Below are 20,701 nucleotides of genomic sequence, written 5' to 3' on the forward strand. Positions count from 1 at the left end.
AGAAAAGTGATTTTAGATGCCGTGTTTTTCATTCGTTAAAAAATATAATTTAACTTTATGTCATAACGCAATTTTTAAGATGACAATACAAGAATATCTGAATAAAATAGAAGCTTTACGGCAACAGAAGACAACGATTGCATTTCAAGAGAATGTTGATCTGGAGTTCTGTGTTCAAAAAATACAGCAGAGTAGTCCTGATGCATCTTTTATAATAGATGATTTGTTTCAAGAAACTTCCGAAATAATTTTTATAAATAAAGATGTGGTGAAATATTTTGCCAATCATTTAGGTTTATTGTTTTTAGAAGAACAAGAAGCTGGAAATGTATGTTTTGCTAACAGTGATGAGGTACGATCAGAATATAAACAAAGCTTCAAATTGATAGATGTGCTGGATTATATATATGCTTTTGGACATTCTACTGCTTTTAAAGAATCTCAAAAAGTAATCGTTCCCTCTGAAAAAGATCTTTTTTGGAAACTGGCAAAAATAGGTTCAGGTTTAAGGAAATAGAAAATATGAAAACAAAAAAGCAGCTCCTGGTACGAGCTGCTTTTCTAATTCTTTTGGGGGCAAAAAATTAACGACGGAAAGATGGACTCTGATTAACAGATTGATCTAACTTTACAGTCTTCACTTTTTTAGCAGCGACTTTAATTTCGTGTTTCGCAACTTTGTCGTTTGCTTTCACTTCAAGAACATACGTTCCAGCAGGAAAACTTTCTAAACTAATTGTTTTAGAAACTTCTAATTTGTCTGCTGCAGATTCTCCCGCATAAAGTAAATTGTGATTTTCGTCGTAGATAGAGAAAGATGCATTTTCTACAGTGTCTAAAGTAAAGCTAACTACTTTTCCATTTCCTGTTTTGATATTTAAAATGTAATCACCTTTTCCATCAATGGCGTAGGTAAACACAGTCGCTAAAAAAAAGGCAGCAACTAAACCAGCTTTGGTAAATTTTGTCATGTTTTTTTTAAATTGTTAATTACTAAATGTGGAACGCGTAAAACTACAAATACAAATTTAATTTTTAGCAATAAATTAGCATTTTTAAACGCTTAAGTTATTGAATTGTAATTATTTCGGTATTTTGTTTGAACTATGTACGTAAATACTGTGCTTTTGGATTTATTTTTAGAAAACTTTTTTAACACTTAAAAATCAAAGAGTTGAATTAATAAGAATAATTTTCAGAAATTTTCTGTTTCATCATCTGTTTTAATCTTTAAACAAAAAAAAACAGCTCTGTAACCACCACGAGCTGTTTCTTATAAGCGTAATTTTTAAATTTTCTAACCATAATTTATACCTTTTTGAAGTATAAAATTTTAGCGTGTAGCAACACTAGTGTTTTTAGCAAAACCAGATTTGTAAACAGAAGAAACTGCATTTCTCGATAAAGAGGCATTATCTCCTATTGTGATTTCATATTTTACTCTTTTTACACTGTCTTCTACTTCTAAATAGTAAGTTCCCTCAGGAAATTCTTCTAGGCTGAAAGTTCTTAAAATCCCATCTTTTCCAGATGCGCTTTCAGAATAGATTAAAGTTCCGTCCTTGTCATAAATAGCTAAATTGGCTTTCTGTACTTTGTTAAGTGCGAAAGTGATCAGTTTTCCATTAGCTTTTAATACATGAAGATTAAAATCTCCATTTCCATCAATTGCGTAAGTGCTTATTCCTGTGAAAAGCAACGTTGCTACTAAACTCAATTTTGCAATCTTTTTCATGGTACTTAGTTTTAAATTAATAGTTCTAATTCTCTGATGCTAAATTACTTATGTATTGCATGAAAAAGCGCAACTGTATTTTCCTATTTCTATGCTATATTCTCATTTACGAAACCGTTATAGGTTAAAGCGTGAATTATTTTTAATGTTTTTGTTAATTCAGTTATTATTTTTCAATTTTTTGCTTGATTTTAAGTTTACAGTGGGTTAAGGATTTCTTTACAAAAACGAAGTGATTTTTTTAACCGCAAAGTGCGCTAAGATTTACGCAAAGTACGCTAAGAATTATTATACAATAGGTTTATAAAACGAAAAAGTTCGCAAAGCTTTGTGAACTTTGCGTAAATCTTTGCGAGCTTTGCGGTAAAAAACTTTGTGGTAAAAAAAAACAGCTCTATAACCACAAAGAGCTGTTTTTAAAACTTTTGAAAGTTTTTAAACTTACTAACTATCTAACCTCACTTTTATACTTTATGAAAGCATAAACTTTTTAGCGTGCTGCCACGCTTGTATTTTTAGCGAAACCTTCTTTGTAAACAGAAGAAACTGCGTTTTTAGATAAAACAGAAACTTCATCCGTTATAGTGATTTCGTATTTTGCTTTTTTTGTATTGTCTTCTACTTCCAGGAAGTAAGTTCCTTCTGGAAACTCTTCTAGGCTGAAAGTTCTTAAAATCCCGTCTTTGCCTGAAGCGCTTTCAGAATAAATTAAAGATCCATCTTTATCGTAAATTGCTAAGTTGGCTTTTTGCGTTTGGTTAAGACCAAAAGTGATTTGTTTACCATTAGCTTTAATTACATGCAAATTAAAATCTGCTGTTCCATCAATTGCATATGTGCTTATTCCTGTGAAAAGCAATGCTGCTACTAAACTCAATTTAACAATCTTTTTCATGGTATTTAGTTTTTAAATTAATAGTTCTAATTCTCTGATGCTAAATTACTTCAGTTGTAAGTAAAAAATCAATACTATATTCTCCAATTTATATGCTATATTCTCATTTACGAAACCGTTATATGTTAAAATTCGAGTTATTTTATACTGTTTTTCTTGATTTTGTTACTATTTTTCAACGTTTTTGGTAGTTTTTAATTTACATTGAGATAACGATTTGTTTAAAAAATGTAGGAATTATAAAGATGCTAAGGTTCTAAGATACTGAGATTCTAAGTTTTTATTTGGATTGTGCCTTTGCGGTAAAAAAACTGCGTGAATTTAACCGCAAAGTGCGCTAGGATTTTTAGTATGAGGGGTTATAAAAAACGCAAAGTTCACAAAGATTTTTGGAGTAAATTTTATAGAATAATATCCTAATATAGCTTTGCGAACTTTGCATTTATATGCATGATCTTTGAAAAAAAAACTTTGTGAACTTTGCGTAAATCTTTGTGTCTTTGCGGTAAAAAATCTTTGCGGTTGAAAACTCAAAAAGTAAAGAGCAAAAAAAAACAGCTCAGTAACCACAAAGAGCTGTTTTTAAAACTTTTGAAAGTTTTTAACTTACTAACTATCTAACCTCACTTTTTATACTGTATTAGAGTATAAAGTTTTAAGTGCCGTGAAGAATTGCACTTAACCTTAATATTTTCTTAGTTAACAGAAACTGTACCTTTTGAAGATAAAACAGAACTATTAGCGTCAACAGTGATATCGTATTTTACTTTTTTGAAGCTGTCGGCAACCTCTAAAATATATTTTCCTTGAGGGAATTCTTCTAAACTGAAAGTTCTTAAGATTCCGTCTTTACCAGAAGCATTCTCAGTATAGATTAAAGTACCATTTGTATCATATATACTAATAACTGCTTTTTGTAATTGATTAATTCCAAAAGCAATTACCTTGCCATTTCCTTTTAATACATGAAGATTTAATGCTTCATTTCCATCAATTGCATATGTACTCATTCCTGTTAGAAGTACTGCAAATACTAAACTTAATTTCATAACCTTTTTCATATTCTATAGTATTAAATTTTTTTCGTTCATTTCTCTGATGCAAAGTTATAGCAGCATGTGTGGTATTTTAACATCTATATTTTCCAATTTATATGCTATATTCTCATTTACGAAACCGTTATATGTTAAAATTTGACTTTAATGTTGTGTTTTTGTTAATTTGATTGTTTTTATTCAAAGTTTTTCAAAAACTGAATACTTCTTAAAATTTCTATTTTTCTTACAAATTTTAACATATTGGAATAAAATTGAGTTTTAAATAAGATAAATAGAAAAAAAGTAAGGAAAAAAAATAAGACCCTAAAAAAAAGCCGAATTTGGTATAAATTCTTCAGCGTTAAGAACGTTATTTTAATGTAAAATTCGCATTTACGAAACCGTTATAGGTTAAAATTTAAATTATTTTAGGTGATTTTGTTAAATTTGCTATTATTTTTTAAAGAAATTATCATGAAGACTATTGCCCCAGCTCTTGAAGTGATAACTAACTCATACGGAAGTTCTTTTACCTACGCTAAACACGCCGAAAAGACCAATAGCAAAGCTCATTTATGGCACTATCATCCAGAAATTGAGTTGGTCTATATAAACGGTGGGGCAGGAAAAAGACAAATAGGAAGCCATGTTTCTTATTATACCAATGGTAGTTTACTTTTAATAGGAGCTAATTTGCCGCATTGCGGTTTTACAAATGAGCAAACAGGAAATACAACGGAAACCGTTATCCATATTAAACCTGAATTTTTAGGAAGCGACTTTTTTGTTGCGCCCGAAATGAAAAAGGTGCAGAATATTTTGAAACAAGCTAAAGGCGGAATCGCTTTTGGAGGTGAAACGAAAAAACGTATTGGTAAGAAAATTGAAATGATGGAAAATGAACCGCCATTTCAAAGACTTATAACGCTTTTGAGTGTTTTAGACGAACTGGAATCGGCTGAGGAATATACCATTTTAAACGCCGACGGATTTTCGATGGAATTGCAAACTCAAGATAATGATCGTATGAATGTGGTTTTTAATTTTGTAAAAGATCATTTTCAGGAATCTATCTCTATAGATGAGGTTTCGAGTCTGGTTAGTATGACTACGCCTTCTTTCTGCCGTTATTTCAAGAAGATATCCAATAAAACATTTACTGAGTTTGTAAATGAATATCGTCTCGTGCATGCTTCAAAACTTTTGGCAGAACAGCCAATGAGTATAAATGAAGTTTGCTACGAAAGCGGTTTTAATAACTTCAGCCACTTTAGTAAATCGTTTAAACAATATACCGGTAAAAGTGCTTCGCAATACCGCCACGAGCATAAGATTATAATCAGTTAGTTTTAGCTTGAGTTTTTTTAGCCACCAATTCACGAATTTTATTTAATATTAATTCGTGAATTCGTGGCTATCTTTTTTTACTCCAAAGCAAGTCGGATTTTTCATATATTTTATTCTGAAAAAAGTTATATTTACAAACCCTAATCAGAAAAAAATATCAAAATGAAGAAATTTAAAATGCTATTGTCTGCATTTTTGCTTTGTCTTACCACCATGACATATGCTGCAAAAGTAGACACACTTCAAGTTGCCAGTACCGCAATGGGAAAAACCTATAAAGCAGCGGTAGTTTTGCCAAATTCTTATGCAAAAAGTAAAATGTCTTTTCCTGTAATGTATCTTTTGCATGGTGCTTACGGACATTTTAGCGACTGGCTAAAAAGTACTCCAAACAAAAAATTGGTTCACAATCTGGCGGATCAATACAATATGATTATTGTAATGCCAGAGGGGGAAACGTTTAGTTTTTATATTGATAGTCCTGTCAATAAAGAAAGTCAGTTTGAGACTTTTATTACACAGGAAGTAATTCAGAAAGTAGATAAAACCTATAAAACAATTGCCAATAAAAATGGTAGAGTTATTACAGGTCTGTCTATGGGCGGACATGGTGCATTGTATTTGTCAGCCAGGCATCCAGAATTATTTTGTGCAGCAGGAAGTATGAGCGGGGCAGTAGATATGAGTACGATGCTTAACAGAGATTCCTCAGCGCAGGTTGTAAAATTGATGCAGCCCGTATTTGGGGATAAAAGCGGTAATACAGAATTGTACGAACAAAATTCTGTTTTAAGAATGGCCGATAAATTGAAATCGAATAAGCTTCCTTTAATTATAGATTGTGGTGTAGACGATTTTTTAATCGAGCCAAATAGAGAACTGCACAGAAGATTGGTTTATAATAAAGTTGACCACGATTATACAGAACGTCCAGGGGCTCATACTTGGGATTATTGGGAAAACTCACTTCCGTATCACGTATTATTTTTTAATAAAATACTAGCTAGAAATCAAGTGACTGTGAAAAAATAAGGACATTTTTGTTGTAAAATAAGCCAAATCACTTTTTTTGGTTTAATTTTTGGAATACCTTTATATATAATCCTTAAAAAAAATAATTATGAAAAAGATACTTACCTTATTTGCAGTTATCGGTTTAATTGCATTTTCTAGCTGTGAAGGACCAGAAGGGCCTCCGGGAGTTCCAGGAGTTCCAGGTGAATCAGTAGCTGCTGAAGTTATTGATGTAAATAATGTCTCATTTGATGCCAATGGAAATGGTGGTGTTAGATCTTTTGGTTTTACACTTTTTCCAGGTGATGTAGTTTTGGCTTACAGAGCAGATGGAGTAAGTGCAGGACGTACTGTTTGGGTACAGATTCCAGAATCACATTATTACAATGATGGAACTTTATTTTTCACTTACAAATTTAATTTTACTCTAGTTGATTATGAACTTTATCTTCAAGGTTTTGAATTAAATGAAGTGCCAGCTGATTTAAGAACTGGACAAAAATTCCGTATAGTAGTTGTACCGGGTAATGATCCTGTAAACACTAATAAATCTGTTAATAAGCCAGATTATTCAGATTATTATGCTGTAATTAAAAAATATAACATTGATGATAGTAATGTTAAACAAGTAAATTAATTTTAAAATTGATTTAGAAACAAAAAAGGAAATCCTAAGATTTCCTTTTTTTTATGAATATATGTTTTAAAACTAATTATTCTTCGCTTGACGAATCATTTAAAACTTTTTCTGGTCCGAATTTAAGAGAAACTAAAATTCCTACTAGAAGAGATAAGGCGATAAATCCTAAAGAAGCCCATTCTGGAACGTGGAAGAAATCGTGTAAAAGCATTTTTAATCCAACAAAAGCTAAAATTGCTACTAAGCTGTATTCTAAATAACTGAATTTTGCTAACATATTTGCTAAGAAAAAGTACATAGAACGTAATCCAAGAATAGCAAAAATGTTCGAACTGAATACTAAAAAAGGATCTTTGGTAATAGCCAGAATTGCAGGGACACTGTCTACGGCAAATAAAACGTCCATTACTTCAATAACAATTAAAGCTACAAATAGTGGAGTAGCTGCTTTTTTTGCCGTTTTGGTCGAAATGAAAAATTTCTCGCCATCTGTTTCTGCTGTAATCGGCATAACTTTACCTAAAGCTTTATAGATAAAAGAATCTTTTGGATGAAAATCTTCTTCTTCTCCAGAAAAAAGCATTTTTATTGCGGTAAATATTAAGAAAACTCCAAAGACATACGTTGTCCAAGCAAATTTATTGATCAGCATAACTCCGAAGAAAATCATTAATCCGCGGAAAACAATAGCGCCTAAGATTCCCCAGAATAAAACACGGTGCTGATATTTTTGTGGAATTTTAAAAGAAGCAAAAATAATAGCAATAACAAAGATATTATCGACACTCAAAGAAAGCTCGATTAAATAACCGGTAATAAACTTCATTGAAGCAACAGCAGGTTTGAGATTATCTGGATTGTCGATATAGTCAGTGGTGTATAGCCAATAAATTACTCCTGAAAACAGGAATGATAAAGTAACCCAAACCAAGGTCCATTTGCTGGCTTCTTTTGTGCTAATAATATGGGGTGTTTTGTTGAAGACACCTAAATCTAAAGCAAGAATAAAAACTACAGCAAGTAAAAAGAGTGACCAGACTATCATAATAATTTTTTTAATGATTTACAAAGATAAGTTTTGATGTTTAACTTAATTAATTTAAAAATTAAATTAACCTTAAAATTAAGTAATATTTGTTATTTGTAAAATGTTAAGTGTTATAAAGTTATGAGGTTTAAGAGTGAAAATAGGTGATGTTGAAACTTTGTCAAAGTTTAAAACTTTGACAAAGTTGGCAGATAACTTATGATTTAAAGCTCTCGGGTTTAGTATAAAAAAAAATGCCAGCAAATAATGCTGGCATTTTTAGAATATAATTTAAGCTTAAAATTATAGTGCTGATTTAACAGTTTTGATAATTCTAGCAGCAATTTTGTAAGGGTCTCCGTTTGAAGCTGGTCTTCTGTCTTCCAACCATCCTTTCCATCCTTTTTGAACAGTCATTAAAGGAATTCTGATAGAACATCCTCTGTCTGAAACTCCATAAGAGAAATCGTGAATAGAAGCCGTTTCGTGTTTACCAGTTAAACGTTGGTCGTTGTAAGCTCCGTAAACTGCGATGTGCTCAGCAGTAACAGGACGGAAAGCTTCGCAGATTCTTTCGTAAGTTGCTTGGTCTCCACATGTTCTTAATACTTCGTTAGAGAAGTTAGCATGCATTCCAGAACCGTTCCAGTCTGTATCTCCTAGAGGTTTTGGGTGATATTCAATATAGTAACCATATTTCTCAGTCAAACGGTCTAATAGGTAACGAGCAACCCAGATTTCATCTCCAGCTTTTTTAGCACCTTTAGCAAATAATTGGAATTCCCATTGTCCGCAAGCAACCTCTTGGTTGATTCCTTCAAAGTTGATTCCAGCAGCGATACATAAATCAGCATGCTCTTCAACTAATTTTCTTCCGTGTGTATTTTTTCCACCTACTGAACAGTAGTACATCCCTTGTGGAGCAGGGTATCCTCCAACAGGGAAACCAAGTGGAAGTTGAGTTTTAGTATCCATAATGAAATACTCTTGTTCGAAACCAAACCAAAAATCATCATTATCATCATCAATTGTAGCTCTACCGTTAGAAGGGTGTGGAGTTCCGTCTGCGTACATAACTTCAGACATAACTAACCATCCATTGATACGAGTTGGATCTGGATAAATTGCAACAGGAACTAAAAGACAGTCAGAAGAACCACCTTCAGCTTGTTTAGTTGACGAACCATCAAATGACCAGTTTCCAAGTTCTTCTAATGTTCCTTTGAAGTTTTCGTGTTCTTCAACTTTAGTTTTACTTCTAAGATTTTGAGTTGGTTCATATCCATCTAACCAAATGTACTCTAACTTAATTTTAGCCATAATAATATAAATTAATTTTTTTGTTTTTTTTCGTTGGGTCAAATATAGATTTATTTTTTTAGTCCTAAAAATTAGGGGGCTATTTTGTTTTGCGAAGTATAATTTTTTGGATAAGCGCAATTTTGTGAGGGGTATATTTTAAAAAAAGCAATTTTAGTAAGCTTAAAAAAATAAATTCGTAATAATTACGGCTCATTTTTGAATTTATGAGTTAATAAATTATGAAAAAATGTTTATTTAATCAATAATACCGTACAGTTTTGTTATATTTCTACGATTTGAATTCATTATTCTTCGAAAAAAGCGTTTTATGTTGAAAAATCATTGACTAAAAATCTATAATTTATATTCTAAACAGGCTTATTTATTGTTTATATTTGTTGCTTCTTTTTTTAATGAAAATTAGTACGAATTTAAAATATACATACCATGTCAACATTACGTTTCCAAGCTTTACAACAAGCTTCTAACAGAAAGCCGGTACATTTTGAAGAAATTGGCCGAAAATCAAATCTTTTTGGTGCAAATGTGTTTAATGAAAAGGCAATGAAGCAATTTTTAACTTCAGATGCATTTAAAGGAGTAAGAGATGCCATCCAGCACGGAACTAAAATCGACAGAAAATTAGCAGATTATATTGCTATGGGAATGAAAGAATGGGCTCTTTCTAAAGGAGTGACTCATTATACGCATTGGTTTCAGCCTCTTACTGGAACAACAGCAGAAAAACACGATGCTTTTTTTGAAACTTCTTATGACGGAAGCGACCCTGTAGAAAAATTTGGAGGAGCACAATTAGTGCAGCAAGAGCCAGATGCATCTAGTTTCCCGAATGGCGGAATCAGAAATACTTTTGAAGCAAGAGGATATACTGCTTGGGATCCGACTTCTCCAGCTTTTATATATGGTACAACTTTATGTATTCCAACCGTATTTATAGCTTACACAGGTGAAGCTTTAGATAATAAAATACCTTTATTAAGAGCATTGTCTGCAATTGACGAAGCTGCAACAGAGGTTTGTAAATACTTTGACAAAAACGTAAAAAAGGTAACTGCAACATTAGGATGGGAGCAGGAATATTTCTTGATTGATAAAGCGCTGGCAAATTCTCGCCCTGACTTAATGATGACGGGAAGAACTTTGTTAGGCCATACTTCTGCAAAAGGCCAGCAGTTAGACGATCACTATTTCGGATCTATCCCAACTCGTGCTCTTACTTATATGAGAGATTTAGAGCAAGAATGTATGTTATTGGGTATTCCGGTAAAAACACGCCATAACGAAGTAGCGCCAAATCAGTTTGAGTTAGCACCGATTTTTGAAGAAACGAATTTAGCGGTTGACCACAACTCTTTATTAATGGATGTGATGCAGAGAGTTGCAGAGCGTCATGACTTTAAAGTGTTATTTCACGAAAAACCATTTAAAGGAGTAAACGGTTCTGGAAAACACAATAACTGGTCGCTGGCCACAGATACAGGAGTTAACTTGTTGAGTCCGAGTAAAACGCCAATGAGCAATTTACAGTTTTTGACTTTCTTTATTAATACGATAAAAGCAGTAAACGACAACGAAACTTTATTAAGAGCCTCTATCGCAACAGCAAGTAATGACCATAGGTTAGGAGCAAATGAAGCGCCGCCAGCAATTATGTCTGTATTTATTGGGGCTCAATTAACTAAGGTTTTATCTGAATTAGAAAGCGTAACAACAGGAAAACTTTCGCCAGAAGAAAAAACAGATTTGAAATTGAATGTTGTTGGTAAAATTCCAGACGTACTATTAGACAATACAGACAGAAATAGAACTTCACCTTTTGCTTTCACTGGAAATAAATTTGAGTTTAGAGCTGTTGGATCTAATTCAAACTGTTCAAATGCGATGACAACTCTGAATGCGATTGTAGCAAAACAGTTAATTGATTTTAAAAATGAAGTAGAGAACTTGATTGAAAATAAAGACATGAAAAAAGACGATGCGATCTTTAATGTCTTAAGAGAATACATCAAACAATCTAAAAAAATCCTTTTTGAAGGAGACGGTTATAGTGAAGCTTGGGAAAAAGAAGCGGCTAAAAGAGGTTTGAGCAACTTTAAAACTACTCCAGAAGCTATTAAAGCAAAGGTTTCTAAACAAGCTTTAGAGTTATTTGAACAATTAGGAATCTTTAATCACGTAGAAGCTGAAGCTCGTTACGAAATCGAATTGGAAGAATACACTAAAAAAATCCAAATTGAAGGAAGAGTTTTAGGAGACATTGCGAGAAATCATGTAATTCCGACAGCAATTCGTTACCAAAATACTTTAATTGATAATGTAAAAGGGTTGAAAGAAATTTTTGCAAAGGAGTTTGAGGCTTTAGCCAAAGAACAGATTGTTTTAATTAAAGAAATTTCGGGTCACATTGAAGGAATCAATTCTAAAGTATTGGCTATGACCAATGAAAGAAAAAAAGCCAATCAATTGACCGATGCTCAAAAAATGGCAGAAGCGTATTGCAATAACGTAAAACCTTATTTTGATGAAATTCGGAATCACTGCGATAAATTAGAATTATTAGTAGATGACGAAAGCTGGACATTGACCAAATACAGAGAATTATTGTTTACCAAGTAATTATATTATAACAATTTGTTAAAGCCTGTCTCAAAAAGACAGGCTTTTTTTTGAGATTATACTAAAAAAAAGGTTTGTGAAGAACTTTTTTGCTACTTATACCCCCTTAAAGGTAAAGAAATTGTAATAAGTATCTTTTTTCCTATGAAAATTTTTGCGCATTTGGGCAGTTCATCGAGATAGTATTACAGTTCATCGAAAAGAGGTTAATATGTTGTAAAATAGGTATTTATACGTGAACCAATTTTACAGAAAGTTTTCTAATTTTGGTCGTGAAGTTGAGAAAATAAGATTAAAAATCTATTTCAAATGATGTTCTGAAGCCCCCTTCAAGTTGCCCCCCAAATTGTAAACCTGCAAGTACCTACATAATAATTTGTATTAATAACCAATTAAATATATTTATTATGAAAAAAGTAATTTTAAGCATCTCCGCGATGCTGTTTGTAGGTGTAGCAGCAATTGCTCAGGGAAACACTTCATCAGTAAACCAGGTTGGAAATTCTGACACAGGTATTGTAAATCAAAATGGTCAAACGAATGATTCTAAAATTGACCAATTAGGAGATTCGAACAAATCTGAAGTTTATCAAGGAATTCAGCCAGGAGTTTATAATGCAAAAAATAATGCAGCTGATGTAAAACAAAAAGGAAATAATAATACTGCATTTGCTTCTCAAAGTAACCATGACAACAAAGCTTACCAAACTCAAACAGGAGACTGGAATAAAGCAACAATTTGGCAAGATCAGATCGCTCCACCAGCATCAGCTTTAGGCGGATTTGATAAAGCAACTCAAACACAAACAGGAAAAAACAACGAAGCTATTATTGATCAAGGTACAACAGGAAACGAAAAACCAACTGGAGCTCCTTTCAATGCAGCTCAATTGGCAGCTGTTAATGCTGTGAGTGTGCCATTTGCTCCTCATAACACTAATGAAGCTACTCAAACTCAAAACGGAGATGGTAACTACGCTTATGCTACTCAAGGAGGGGTTAAAAACAAATCATGGCAGACACAAAAAGCTCCAGCTGGAACTTCTGTAGCAGATGGTAACAAATCATACCACTATCAATATGGTAATGAAAACAAAGCTACTACATCTCAAGATGGTACTAAATTGAAAGAAAGCACTTTGCAAATTGGTAACAACAATACTGCAACTGTAACTCAAACTGGTGCTTCTCATAGCAGTGTTGCATTTTCACAAGGTAACTTGAATACCATTACTGTTACTCAATCAGGAATGTAAGAGTAAAAACAAAATGTGATAGCCGTAAAACGGTTATCACATTTTTTAATCTAAATTATTAAATGATGAAAGCTTTCATTTTATACATAATACTTTTGATCTTTTATTGCCCTGTGTTTTATGCTCAGGAAAAAGCAGATAATTCAGAATTTAAAAATTATAGTTCATCTCTTTTTAATTCAAAAGAGAAAGCATTTAGTATTGTTTCTAATTTGAATAAAAAAGAAAAAAACGAATTGAATTTTAGAATTCCATCTGGTGTGCAAATTCAGCAGATCGGAGATTTTAACACAGTTTATGCAGTCTTAAAATCTAACGATACAAAAGTTGCTATAGATCAAAATGGCGACAGCAACGCATTATTGTTAAATAAAAATGCTAAAACAATTACTCAAAGTGTTGTTCAGCAAGGAGACAATAATAAGATTACTGATTTTACATTGCACACTAATTACAATGTAAATATGGAAATGATCCAAAAAGGAGATAATCAAAGCATTCAAAACATTGGAACCAATTCACTGTCCAAAAACATGAAAATTACACAGACAGGAAATGGAGCCTCAATTATTCTTATAAATAATTAAAATAACATGCATTTTATCAACAGATATATTACAATCTTTTTAATGCTTTTTGCAGTTTTAGCCTACGGGCAAGTTCCGCAGGATAAGATAAAAGCAAAAATTGAAATAGAGAAAGTAGAGAACAGCGTAAAAATTACAGGTACTGCAGAGAACTTAACAGATGTTATTCGAAGTGCCGCTTATCGCTTGTCTGTTATAAAAAATAATGATAAAAGTAATAATCAATCTAATAATGAGCAAGTTGGTGTTTTTACCTTACAGCCCAACGAGATTCAGAAACTATCCACCTCTCAAATTAATTTGGCCACAGATGACGAAGTAATTGTTTTACTATTGTTTTATGATGAAGACAAACAAATTGTCGCAAAAGATCGTGTGGTATTAGGTGAAAAAAAAAAGATAATGTAATAGTCCTTCCTACTGATGGGTTTGTTTTAAGAGGTATTATCACAGATGATACTAAAACAAAAGCAGGAAAAGATTTTTACGATAGGTATTATTACAAATACAATGAAATAGGGATAAACGCCGAAAAAATAGTAACAATAGGTGAAGAATATAGTTTTGCCAGAAATACTGCAATATCTATAGTAATAGATAATGAAGTTATTTATAATTTTCTAATTAGGCCAGACGACGAATTTTTAGATGCGGTTGCAGAAGAAGCTGTAAACGCAACCTTTACTTATTTGAAAGAAAAAGAAAAAGAACGCAAATATTTCACTCAGTATTAATTTTATTATTAGCGCTATGAAATTTATTTTAACCTTCGCAGTAGTACTCTGCATTTCTCCGTTTATAAATGCTCAGGCATTAGTTTATAAACCAGTCAATCCGGCTTTTGGAGGAGACACCTTTAATTATCAATGGCTTTTAAGCAGTGCAGAAGCACAGAATAAGCAAAAAGATAAGACAGCAGTTCCTACAACACAAACTGATTTAGAACGATTTAAAACCAATTTAAATTCGCAATTGTTAAGTCAGATCTCTAGCCAGCTTTACAAACAGCAATTTGGTACAGATGGTATAAAAGAAGGCTCTTATACTTTTGGGAGTTATTCGGTAGATGTTTTTCCGTCATCAGATGGATTAACACTTAATATTTTGGATACCAATACAGGAGAGCAAACACAAGTAATCATCCCAAATCAATAACATGCGATTACATCACTACCTATTTATTTTATTTGGATTTCTTCTTAATGGCTGCGGCGCTTACTATAATCAACCCACTGGAGTTCAAAAAGCTGTTTTGGGAGAGGGAACGCCTGCAACATCATTACTAAAAGATTTGCCAAAACCTAAGGAACAAGTTGTGGTTGGGGTCTATAAATTTAGAGACCAAACGGGACAATATAAGCCTCAGGAAAATGGAAGCAGTTTTAGTACAGCTGTGACCCAAGGAGCCACTTCTATTTTGATAAAAGCGCTGGAGGACTCAAAATGGTTTATACCAATTGAGCGTGAAAATATTGGAAATCTATTGCAGGAGCGAAATCTTATTCGTGCTACTCGTCAAGAATATATAAAAAATGCTGATCCGAATGAACCGCAACTAACTCCTTTATTGTATGCGGGTGTTTTATTAGAAGGAGGAATTGTTTCTTATGATTCTAATATTATTACGGGCGGATTTGGTGCGAGATATTTTGGTGCAGGAGCATCTGTAAAATACCGTCAAGACCGTGTAACGATTTATCTTAGAATGATTTCTACATCAAACGGTAAAATTTTAAAATCTGTTTATATTTCAAAAACGATCTTGTCGCAAGCAATCGATGAGAGCCTTTTTAGATATGTCAATTTTAAAAGACTTCTAGAAGTAGAAACGGGATATACTACCAACGAACCAGTGCATATGGCTGTTACAGAAGCTATAGAAAAAGCTGTTGAATCTTTAGTATTAGAAGGAATAAAAGATAATGTCTGGGAAGCCGATGCTCCAAAATGGGAAGTTGATAATTTACTGAAAGCATACGCAGAAGAAACCAAAACTGCCGATGTAACTGGTTTGTATGACAGAGTGCTTGAAAATAGAAGAAGTAAATTTGCCATAGAACTTTCTGGCGGTACTACTTTAATGGATGGAGATTACCGAGATCCGCTATTACGACCTTTTGGACGTGGAGCTTTAAAATGGATGCTTACTCCAAGTTTTACAGTAAGTGCTTCTACCAATGTTGTAAACCTCGCTAACAAAAATTTATTGGATGTCGGCTACATTACCTATGATCTTAATATGGAATGGATTATTCTCCCAAAAGATCGTTTTACTCCATATTTATATGCTGGAGGAGGATATGGTATGAATAGGAAATTTGAAAACACGTACGGAAAATTTCAATACGGTGCGGGTTTAGAATATATGGCATCAGATCGCATAGGAATAAAATTATTTGCTGAGCAGAATATCAATTTCAGTGACAATCTTGATTATATCGTAGCAGGAACACGTGATGATTACTATTATAAATTTGGGTTAGGACTAACGTTTTATTTCGGCAAAAAGAAGAAGTAATAGGTTAGAAATTTCGAAAATAGAAGACACACGTTTAAATCTTAAAGCAAGCTAATCATGAAGAATTTATACAAAATAATAAGTGCAATTTTTTTAGTGGTTTTTATTTCTTGTAGTGAAGAAAAAATTGGATCATCTGATTATGGAACCGTTACCGGAAAAGTCGTTAACAGCGAAACTTTTGTGCCGATGGAAAATGTAAAAATAATGTCTAGCCCAACAACTAGTACAGTTTTTACAGACGCCGAAGGAAAGTTTACTGTTTCGAATGTAAAAGTTGGTGAATATTCTTTTCAGGCTCAAAAAGATGGCTTTACAGCAAAATTTGAATCAGTCAACGTGACAGCAAATAATACCTCAGAAATTGTTTTTGAATTAAATAAATCTACGGCAAATAATAAACCGCCAACAGTTCCTGTCTTAACAGTTCCTGCCGATAATAGTATAAACCAACTCGTAAATTTAGATTTAACCTGGACTGTTACAGATCCAGATAATGATGCAATGACCTATACTATAACGCTTAGAAATGATAAAAATAGCGATGTGGCTGTTTTTAATGATGTGAAAGATAAAAAATTGACAGTCACAGATCTGATTTATGGAACTAAATATTATTGGCAAGTTACAGTAAATGATGGAGTAAATACGCCTGTATTAAGTACTATCAGCACCTTTTCTACAATAGCATTTCCTGCAACAAGGCATTTATTTGTGAAAAGTATCAGTGGCAATAATGTAATTTTTACTGCAGATGATGCTGGCAAACAATACCAATTGACAAGTTCAGAAAAAAATAGCTGGCGTCCTAGACGAAATAATCAGGCTCAAAAAATTGCTTTTATAGGAACAAGCGGTTCGCAAAATGATATTTATACTATGAATTTTGACGGAACCGATATTAAAAAGGTGACAAGTTCGGTTTCTATTGCAGGATTTAATGCCGATTATTTAGGTTATTCTTGGAATGCATCAGGAAGCGAATTTATCTATCCAAATTTTGATAAATTATACCGAATAAAAAGCGACGGCAGCGGATTAACAAAAATCTTTCAGACTCCAAATGGTAAATTTATTTCAGAATGCGACTGGAGTGCAGATGGAAGCAAAATAGCCTTAAAAGTGAATGATATAAATGGATATAATGTGGAAATTTACGTTATAAATCCGTCGGGTGTAATTGTCACACCTGTGTTGGCAGGAGAGCCAGGTGCCGTTAGTGGTTTGAATTTTTCTGTTTCAGGTCTAAAATTAGTTTACACAAAAGATGTTTCAGGATTTGAGAGTTCAAATTATCGTCAGTTGGATTCTAAAATTTTCGAATACAGTTTTATTCTTGGAAATTCATATCAATTGGCTACAGAAAAAATAGCAGGAACAAATGATTTAGATGTTCGATACTCTCCTAATGAAGCAGAATTAATTTTTCTAAATACTTCAAATGATGGCATCTCTGTAAAAAACGTCGTGAAATGCGGTATTGGAGTTGCGAATTCAAGAACTACCTTGTTCACAGGAACCTCAATGCCCGATTGGAAATAAAAAATAATAAACCAAGCTTTAATAACCAATTTTATTTCGGGAGATCGGCAGAATATATAATTCTGCCGATTTTTTTATCAATCAAATAATCGAATAAGGCAAAGAATTAAAAAAAGGGATTATCTTTGCTGCACATCAACACAAACTAATTTTCATGAGTTCAGATTCTAGCAAAAGATATGCACAAAGAGGTGTTTCGGCATCAAAAGAAGACGTACATAACGCTATAAAAAATATTGACAAAGGTTTATTTCCGCAAGCATTCTGTAAAATTGTTCCTGATTATTTAACTCAGGACGATGAGCATTGTCTTATTATGCATGCTGACGGAGCAGGTACAAAGTCGTCTTTGGCATACATGTACTGGAAAGAAACTGGAGATCTTTCGGTTTGGAAAGGAATCGCTCAAGATGCCCTAATCATGAATATTGATGATTTATTGTGTGTTGGTGCAACAGATAATATTTTGCTTTCTTCAACAATTGGAAGAAACAAAAACCTGATTCCAGCTGAGGTAATTTCTGCAATCATCAACGGAACAGAAGAATTAATCAACGAATTAAAATCATTCGGAGTTACCATTCATTCAACAGGAGGAGAAACTGCCGATGTTGGAGATGTAGTTCGTACTATTATTGTAGACTCTACCGTAACAGCTCGTATGAAACGCAGTGATGTTGTAGACAACGCAAAAATTAAAGCGGGAGACGTAATTGTTGGTTTGGCTTCTTTCGGACAAGCAACTTACGAGAAAAGCTATAATGGCGGAATGGGAAGTAACGGATTAACTTCTGCACGTCATGACGTTTTTGGAAAATATTTGGCTAAAAAATATCCAGAAAGCTACGATGCTGCAGTTCCAGAAGAATTGATTTATTCTGGACAGGTTAATTTAACAGATGAAGTTGAAAACAGCCCGATCAATGCGGGGCAGTTAGTGCTTTCTCCAACTAGAACATACGCACCAATTATCAAGAAAATTTTAGACAAATACACTCCAAATGATATTCACGGAATGGTGCATTGCAGTGGAGGAGCGCAAACTAAAATTTTACATTTTGTAAAAGATTTACACGTTATAAAATACAATTTATTTCCAGTGCCACCATTGTTCAAATTAATTCAAGAACAATCAAAAACAGATTGGAAAGAAATGTACCAGGTTTTCAATTGCGGTCACAGAATGGAGCTTTACGTTCCAGAAAGTATTGCACAAGATATTATCGAAATTTCGAAATCATTCAATGTTGATGCGCAAATTGTAGGTAGAGTAGAAGCTTCAGATGCTAAAAAGCTTACTATTACAAGCGAATACGGAACATTCAATTATTAAAATAAATTAACCATATAAGTGATATAAGTTCATTTTAAACTGGCAGATTTGATTGTCAGGCTGAGGGAAGTCGAAGTCCTATTTTGATTTGACAGCTTTCGATTTCACTCAGAAAGAATTTATATTTTCTTATATCACTTATATGGTTTAAAAATATTTAACTATGTACGAATTACTTTTTTGGAAATATCTAGACGAAATCTACCTGAACAATCAGGAAGTTTATGAAGCTCTTGTTGAAAAACAAGAAGTGGAAGGTCTGGCTGAACTTCAAGTTGAAGTAATCGTAAATAGAATAAATTCAGTCTTTTCTGAATGGGAAAGAGTGGATGAAAACAGCTGGAAAAACCCAAAAGGAAAAGGTGCGTTTCAAGTTGTTACTACACCCCAAAGCATAAAGATTGACTGCTACGGAACGGAAGGAAAAACCATGAATAAATTGGTAGATATCATGGAAGAATTCAAATGTCCACTTTACGACCCACAAGTTCCAGAACGTTACGATGAAATGAATGAGTAGTTTTTTGTTTAAAGTTTCAAGTTTAAGGTTCCAAGTTTTTCCACAAAGTTTTGGAATTTGGAATTTAAAAAATTGGAATTTCTTAACCCTATCCATTTTTCAAAAGCAAATCCTGTTCTTTTCTCATTTTTTCTGTCAACTGATTGATGTACGTTTTTATTTTCTGCGGAAGCGTATTCCAATTTTGATCTTTTTCAAAACTTCTGCAATCATCTAAATCGCATTCAACCGCGCGGATGACATATTTTTTGTTTTTATAAACCGTAATAATTTTTACGCGTCTTACATAGCCATCTTCATTGCGAGTTCCATAAACAATAATAGGTTCAATATAACCGTCGCCATCAATATCTTTTGTGCTGCAATATTTTGTCCAGAACCAAATGTTTATTTCTTTCGGAATAGTATTTTCAAGCAAATCATTAATTCGCCATTTTTCTAGAAATCCGCCGTGATCATTGACTACGCAAATGGCTTGTATTTTGGTATTTAAAGTGTCTTTTTTAGAAACTGTTTTCTGATTTTCGCCTAAAACCAATTCGTAAACACCGCCTTTATCGCTAAATTCAAATGCTTTATAAATAGGAAAATCAGTAACGTTTTCAAGCTCTCTTTCTGAAATTTCTTGTTTGGTCAATTTATAGCTTTCTACTTTTTGAGAAAAAACAAATGTCGAATAAAAGGAAAGAAGAATTAAAATATATTTTTTCATATTTAGTGGTATACTTTTAGTATATCAAAGATATTTAATAGAACTTAGTTTTAATTATTAGCCTAAATTTTAATATCTATATTTTGCAATTTTATACCTATTTTTAAAAGCTCATTAATTAATAAAAAAGATTCTTCTATAATATAGTCGCTGGCATTATTGTATTTAGAAAAACTGGCATCCGAAGTTTTAAATTTACTAGAATCCCTTGATGGCTGTTTTACATATTTCTTTTCATTAACGCCCCATTCAGTTTCTTTATTAGATGGTATAGGTAAAAACAATGTATGACTTCTAAGTAACATTGATGATGTTGTAATTCCTTTTTTATAAATTCCAGCCCAAATTCCTTTTCCTAATTGTATATTAATTTCAATTGTCCAATCAGGTAATTCTTTGATGAAATTACAGCTTTTTGTTATTTCAAAAAGGCGTTTTTCTATTATTTGTCTTTCATTTTGCAAATTTTGAAAGTCAAACATTTCAGGGTTTAGATTTACTTTAAATTTCATTTTTTTTATGCAAAGATATTTAGAAATTAAACGAAAGAAAAATCTTGTTTTTTTTAATATTTTTTTAGTGTAAGTATATATTTTTTT

22 protein-coding genes are annotated in these 20,701 nt (G+C 32.6%); 14 read left to right on the top strand and 8 right to left on the bottom strand.

The window, feature by feature from the left end:
- Positions 1–79 precede the first annotated feature (79 nt).
- The gene (locus AC3Y25_RS10680; RefSeq protein ID WP_489902735.1) at positions 80–517 is read left to right on the top strand and encodes a hypothetical protein; all 438 of its coding nucleotides are present in this window, start codon (positions 80–82) and stop codon (positions 515–517) included.
- Between the two features lie 67 nt (positions 518–584).
- On the opposite strand, the gene AC3Y25_RS10685 is transcribed toward AC3Y25_RS10680, so the two are convergent.
- The 4 genes from AC3Y25_RS10685 to AC3Y25_RS10700 all read right to left on the bottom strand — a co-directional run bounded on the left by AC3Y25_RS10685 (position 585) and on the right by AC3Y25_RS10700 (position 3,691).
- A complete protein-coding gene (locus AC3Y25_RS10685; RefSeq protein WP_111375919.1) occupies positions 585–971 on the bottom strand; it encodes a T9SS type A sorting domain-containing protein in 387 nt (128 codons plus the stop codon).
- A 362-nt stretch (positions 972–1,333) separates the two neighbouring features.
- The gene (locus tag AC3Y25_RS10690) at positions 1,334–1,735 is read right to left on the bottom strand and encodes a T9SS type A sorting domain-containing protein (protein WP_489902736.1); all 402 of its coding nucleotides are present in this window, start codon (positions 1,733–1,735) and stop codon (positions 1,334–1,336) included.
- Positions 1,736–2,225: 490 nt separating this feature from the next.
- Positions 2,226–2,630, bottom strand: coding sequence for a T9SS type A sorting domain-containing protein (locus AC3Y25_RS10695; protein WP_489902737.1), 405 nt, complete (start codon positions 2,628–2,630; stop codon positions 2,226–2,228).
- 695 nt (positions 2,631–3,325) lie between these two features.
- Positions 3,326–3,691 (bottom strand): T9SS type A sorting domain-containing protein, encoded by a 366-nt coding sequence (locus AC3Y25_RS10700; RefSeq protein WP_250835333.1) that lies wholly within the window; start codon positions 3,689–3,691, stop codon positions 3,326–3,328.
- A 450-nt stretch (positions 3,692–4,141) separates the two neighbouring features.
- On the opposite strand from AC3Y25_RS10700, the gene AC3Y25_RS10705 reads away from it, so the two are divergent.
- The 3 genes from AC3Y25_RS10705 to AC3Y25_RS10715 all read left to right on the top strand — a co-directional run bounded on the left by AC3Y25_RS10705 (position 4,142) and on the right by AC3Y25_RS10715 (position 6,665).
- Positions 4,142–5,014 (top strand): AraC family transcriptional regulator, encoded by an 873-nt coding sequence (locus AC3Y25_RS10705; protein ID WP_095929875.1) that lies wholly within the window; start codon positions 4,142–4,144, stop codon positions 5,012–5,014.
- Positions 5,015–5,176: 162 nt separating this feature from the next.
- Positions 5,177–6,046 carry an alpha/beta hydrolase gene (locus AC3Y25_RS10710; RefSeq protein ID WP_489902738.1) on the top strand — a complete coding sequence of 290 codons (870 nt, stop codon included), beginning with the start codon at positions 5,177–5,179 and terminating at the stop codon, positions 6,044–6,046.
- Positions 6,047–6,134: 88 nt separating this feature from the next.
- The gene (locus tag AC3Y25_RS10715) at positions 6,135–6,665 is read left to right on the top strand and encodes a hypothetical protein (RefSeq protein WP_489902739.1); all 531 of its coding nucleotides are present in this window, start codon (positions 6,135–6,137) and stop codon (positions 6,663–6,665) included.
- A gap of 76 nt (positions 6,666–6,741) precedes the next feature.
- Here the strand turns inward: AC3Y25_RS10715 and AC3Y25_RS10720 are convergent, their stop codons facing one another.
- Both AC3Y25_RS10720 and AC3Y25_RS10725 read right to left on the bottom strand, forming a co-directional pair.
- Positions 6,742–7,713, bottom strand: a complete 972-nt coding sequence (locus AC3Y25_RS10720; RefSeq protein WP_489902740.1) for a TerC family protein — start codon at positions 7,711–7,713, stop codon at positions 6,742–6,744.
- A gap of 285 nt (positions 7,714–7,998) precedes the next feature.
- Positions 7,999–9,015 carry a glutamine synthetase beta-grasp domain-containing protein gene (locus AC3Y25_RS10725; protein ID WP_012024410.1) on the bottom strand — a complete coding sequence of 339 codons (1,017 nt, stop codon included), beginning with the start codon at positions 9,013–9,015 and terminating at the stop codon, positions 7,999–8,001.
- A 429-nt stretch (positions 9,016–9,444) separates the two neighbouring features.
- On the opposite strand from AC3Y25_RS10725, the gene AC3Y25_RS10730 reads away from it, so the two are divergent.
- The 10 genes from AC3Y25_RS10730 (at position 9,445) to AC3Y25_RS10775 (ending at position 19,390) form a co-directional block, all read left to right on the top strand.
- Positions 9,445–11,634 (top strand): glutamine synthetase III family protein, encoded by a 2,190-nt coding sequence (locus AC3Y25_RS10730; RefSeq protein ID WP_250835337.1) that lies wholly within the window; start codon positions 9,445–9,447, stop codon positions 11,632–11,634.
- A gap of 407 nt (positions 11,635–12,041) precedes the next feature.
- A complete protein-coding gene (locus AC3Y25_RS10735; RefSeq protein ID WP_489902741.1) occupies positions 12,042–12,890 on the top strand; it encodes a hypothetical protein in 849 nt (282 codons plus the stop codon).
- A 62-nt stretch (positions 12,891–12,952) separates the two neighbouring features.
- Positions 12,953–13,477 carry a hypothetical protein gene (locus tag AC3Y25_RS10740; RefSeq protein WP_489902742.1) on the top strand — a complete coding sequence of 175 codons (525 nt, stop codon included), beginning with the start codon at positions 12,953–12,955 and terminating at the stop codon, positions 13,475–13,477.
- Between the two features lie 6 nt (positions 13,478–13,483).
- Positions 13,484–13,885, top strand: coding sequence for a curli-like amyloid fiber formation chaperone CsgH (gene csgH / locus AC3Y25_RS10745; protein ID WP_489902743.1), 402 nt, complete (start codon positions 13,484–13,486; stop codon positions 13,883–13,885).
- A gap of 38 nt (positions 13,886–13,923) precedes the next feature.
- Positions 13,924–14,211: a curli production assembly/transport protein CsgE gene (locus tag AC3Y25_RS10750; RefSeq protein ID WP_248730006.1), complete on the top strand. Its 288-nt coding sequence runs from the start codon at positions 13,924–13,926 to the stop codon at positions 14,209–14,211.
- A gap of 16 nt (positions 14,212–14,227) precedes the next feature.
- The gene (locus tag AC3Y25_RS10755) at positions 14,228–14,632 is read left to right on the top strand and encodes a curli production assembly/transport component CsgF (RefSeq protein ID WP_489902744.1); all 405 of its coding nucleotides are present in this window, start codon (positions 14,228–14,230) and stop codon (positions 14,630–14,632) included.
- A gap of 1 nt (position 14,633) precedes the next feature.
- On the top strand, positions 14,634–15,995 hold the full coding sequence (locus tag AC3Y25_RS10760) for a CsgG/HfaB family protein (protein WP_489902745.1): 1,362 nt from the start codon (positions 14,634–14,636) through the stop codon (positions 15,993–15,995).
- Positions 15,996–16,052: 57 nt separating this feature from the next.
- Positions 16,053–17,537 (top strand): carboxypeptidase regulatory-like domain-containing protein, encoded by a 1,485-nt coding sequence (locus tag AC3Y25_RS10765; protein WP_489902746.1) that lies wholly within the window; start codon positions 16,053–16,055, stop codon positions 17,535–17,537.
- Positions 17,538–17,691: 154 nt separating this feature from the next.
- Positions 17,692–18,870, top strand: coding sequence for an AIR synthase related protein (locus AC3Y25_RS10770; protein WP_489902747.1), 1,179 nt, complete (start codon positions 17,692–17,694; stop codon positions 18,868–18,870).
- Positions 18,871–19,033: 163 nt separating this feature from the next.
- A complete protein-coding gene (locus AC3Y25_RS10775; RefSeq protein ID WP_427872719.1) occupies positions 19,034–19,390 on the top strand; it encodes a hypothetical protein in 357 nt (118 codons plus the stop codon).
- Between the two features lie 88 nt (positions 19,391–19,478).
- On the opposite strand, the gene AC3Y25_RS10780 is transcribed toward AC3Y25_RS10775, so the two are convergent.
- Together AC3Y25_RS10780 and imm9 are read right to left on the bottom strand one after the other, a co-directional pair.
- Entirely contained in the window at positions 19,479–20,102 is a 624-nt protein-coding gene (locus AC3Y25_RS10780) for a M949_RS01915 family surface polysaccharide biosynthesis protein (RefSeq protein ID WP_489902748.1), read from the bottom strand.
- A 62-nt stretch (positions 20,103–20,164) separates the two neighbouring features.
- On the bottom strand, positions 20,165–20,614 hold the full coding sequence (gene imm9, locus AC3Y25_RS10785; protein ID WP_379798017.1) for an Imm9 family immunity protein: 450 nt from the start codon (positions 20,612–20,614) through the stop codon (positions 20,165–20,167).
- Positions 20,615–20,701 lie beyond the last annotated feature (87 nt).

The sequence above is a fragment of the Flavobacterium sp. LK-23 genome, assembly GCF_058135255.1.

Bases quoted from the DNA above. Each gene is read 5' to 3' on its own strand.
- AC3Y25_RS10690 (WP_489902736.1), bottom strand. From the start codon at position 1,735: ATGAAAAAGATTGCAAAATTGAGTTTAGTAGCAACGTTGCTTTTCACA.
- AC3Y25_RS10680 (WP_489902735.1), top strand. From the start codon at position 80: ATGACAATACAAGAATATCTGAATAAAATAGAAGCTTTACGGCAACAG.
- AC3Y25_RS10775 (WP_427872719.1), top strand. From the start codon at position 19,034: ATGTACGAATTACTTTTTTGGAAATATCTAGACGAAATCTACCTGAAC.
- AC3Y25_RS10755 (WP_489902744.1), top strand. From the start codon at position 14,228: ATGAAATTTATTTTAACCTTCGCAGTAGTACTCTGCATTTCTCCGTTT.
- imm9 (WP_379798017.1), bottom strand. From the start codon at position 20,614: ATGAAATTTAAAGTAAATCTAAACCCTGAAATGTTTGACTTTCAAAAT.
- AC3Y25_RS10740 (WP_489902742.1), top strand. From the start codon at position 12,953: ATGATGAAAGCTTTCATTTTATACATAATACTTTTGATCTTTTATTGC.
- AC3Y25_RS10735 (WP_489902741.1), top strand. From the start codon at position 12,042: ATGAAAAAAGTAATTTTAAGCATCTCCGCGATGCTGTTTGTAGGTGTA.
- AC3Y25_RS10700 (WP_250835333.1), bottom strand. From the start codon at position 3,691: ATGAAAAAGGTTATGAAATTAAGTTTAGTATTTGCAGTACTTCTAACA.
- AC3Y25_RS10725 (WP_012024410.1), bottom strand. From the start codon at position 9,015: ATGGCTAAAATTAAGTTAGAGTACATTTGGTTAGATGGATATGAACCA.
- AC3Y25_RS10730 (WP_250835337.1), top strand. From the start codon at position 9,445: ATGTCAACATTACGTTTCCAAGCTTTACAACAAGCTTCTAACAGAAAG.
- AC3Y25_RS10710 (WP_489902738.1), top strand. From the start codon at position 5,177: ATGAAGAAATTTAAAATGCTATTGTCTGCATTTTTGCTTTGTCTTACC.
- AC3Y25_RS10705 (WP_095929875.1), top strand. From the start codon at position 4,142: ATGAAGACTATTGCCCCAGCTCTTGAAGTGATAACTAACTCATACGGA.
- AC3Y25_RS10720 (WP_489902740.1), bottom strand. From the start codon at position 7,713: ATGATAGTCTGGTCACTCTTTTTACTTGCTGTAGTTTTTATTCTTGCT.
- AC3Y25_RS10715 (WP_489902739.1), top strand. From the start codon at position 6,135: ATGAAAAAGATACTTACCTTATTTGCAGTTATCGGTTTAATTGCATTT.
- AC3Y25_RS10695 (WP_489902737.1), bottom strand. From the start codon at position 2,630: ATGAAAAAGATTGTTAAATTGAGTTTAGTAGCAGCATTGCTTTTCACA.
- AC3Y25_RS10765 (WP_489902746.1), top strand. From the start codon at position 16,053: ATGAAGAATTTATACAAAATAATAAGTGCAATTTTTTTAGTGGTTTTT.
- AC3Y25_RS10780 (WP_489902748.1), bottom strand. From the start codon at position 20,102: ATGAAAAAATATATTTTAATTCTTCTTTCCTTTTATTCGACATTTGTT.
- AC3Y25_RS10685 (WP_111375919.1), bottom strand. From the start codon at position 971: ATGACAAAATTTACCAAAGCTGGTTTAGTTGCTGCCTTTTTTTTAGCG.
- AC3Y25_RS10770 (WP_489902747.1), top strand. From the start codon at position 17,692: ATGAGTTCAGATTCTAGCAAAAGATATGCACAAAGAGGTGTTTCGGCA.
- AC3Y25_RS10760 (WP_489902745.1), top strand. From the start codon at position 14,634: ATGCGATTACATCACTACCTATTTATTTTATTTGGATTTCTTCTTAAT.
- csgH (WP_489902743.1), top strand. From the start codon at position 13,484: ATGCATTTTATCAACAGATATATTACAATCTTTTTAATGCTTTTTGCA.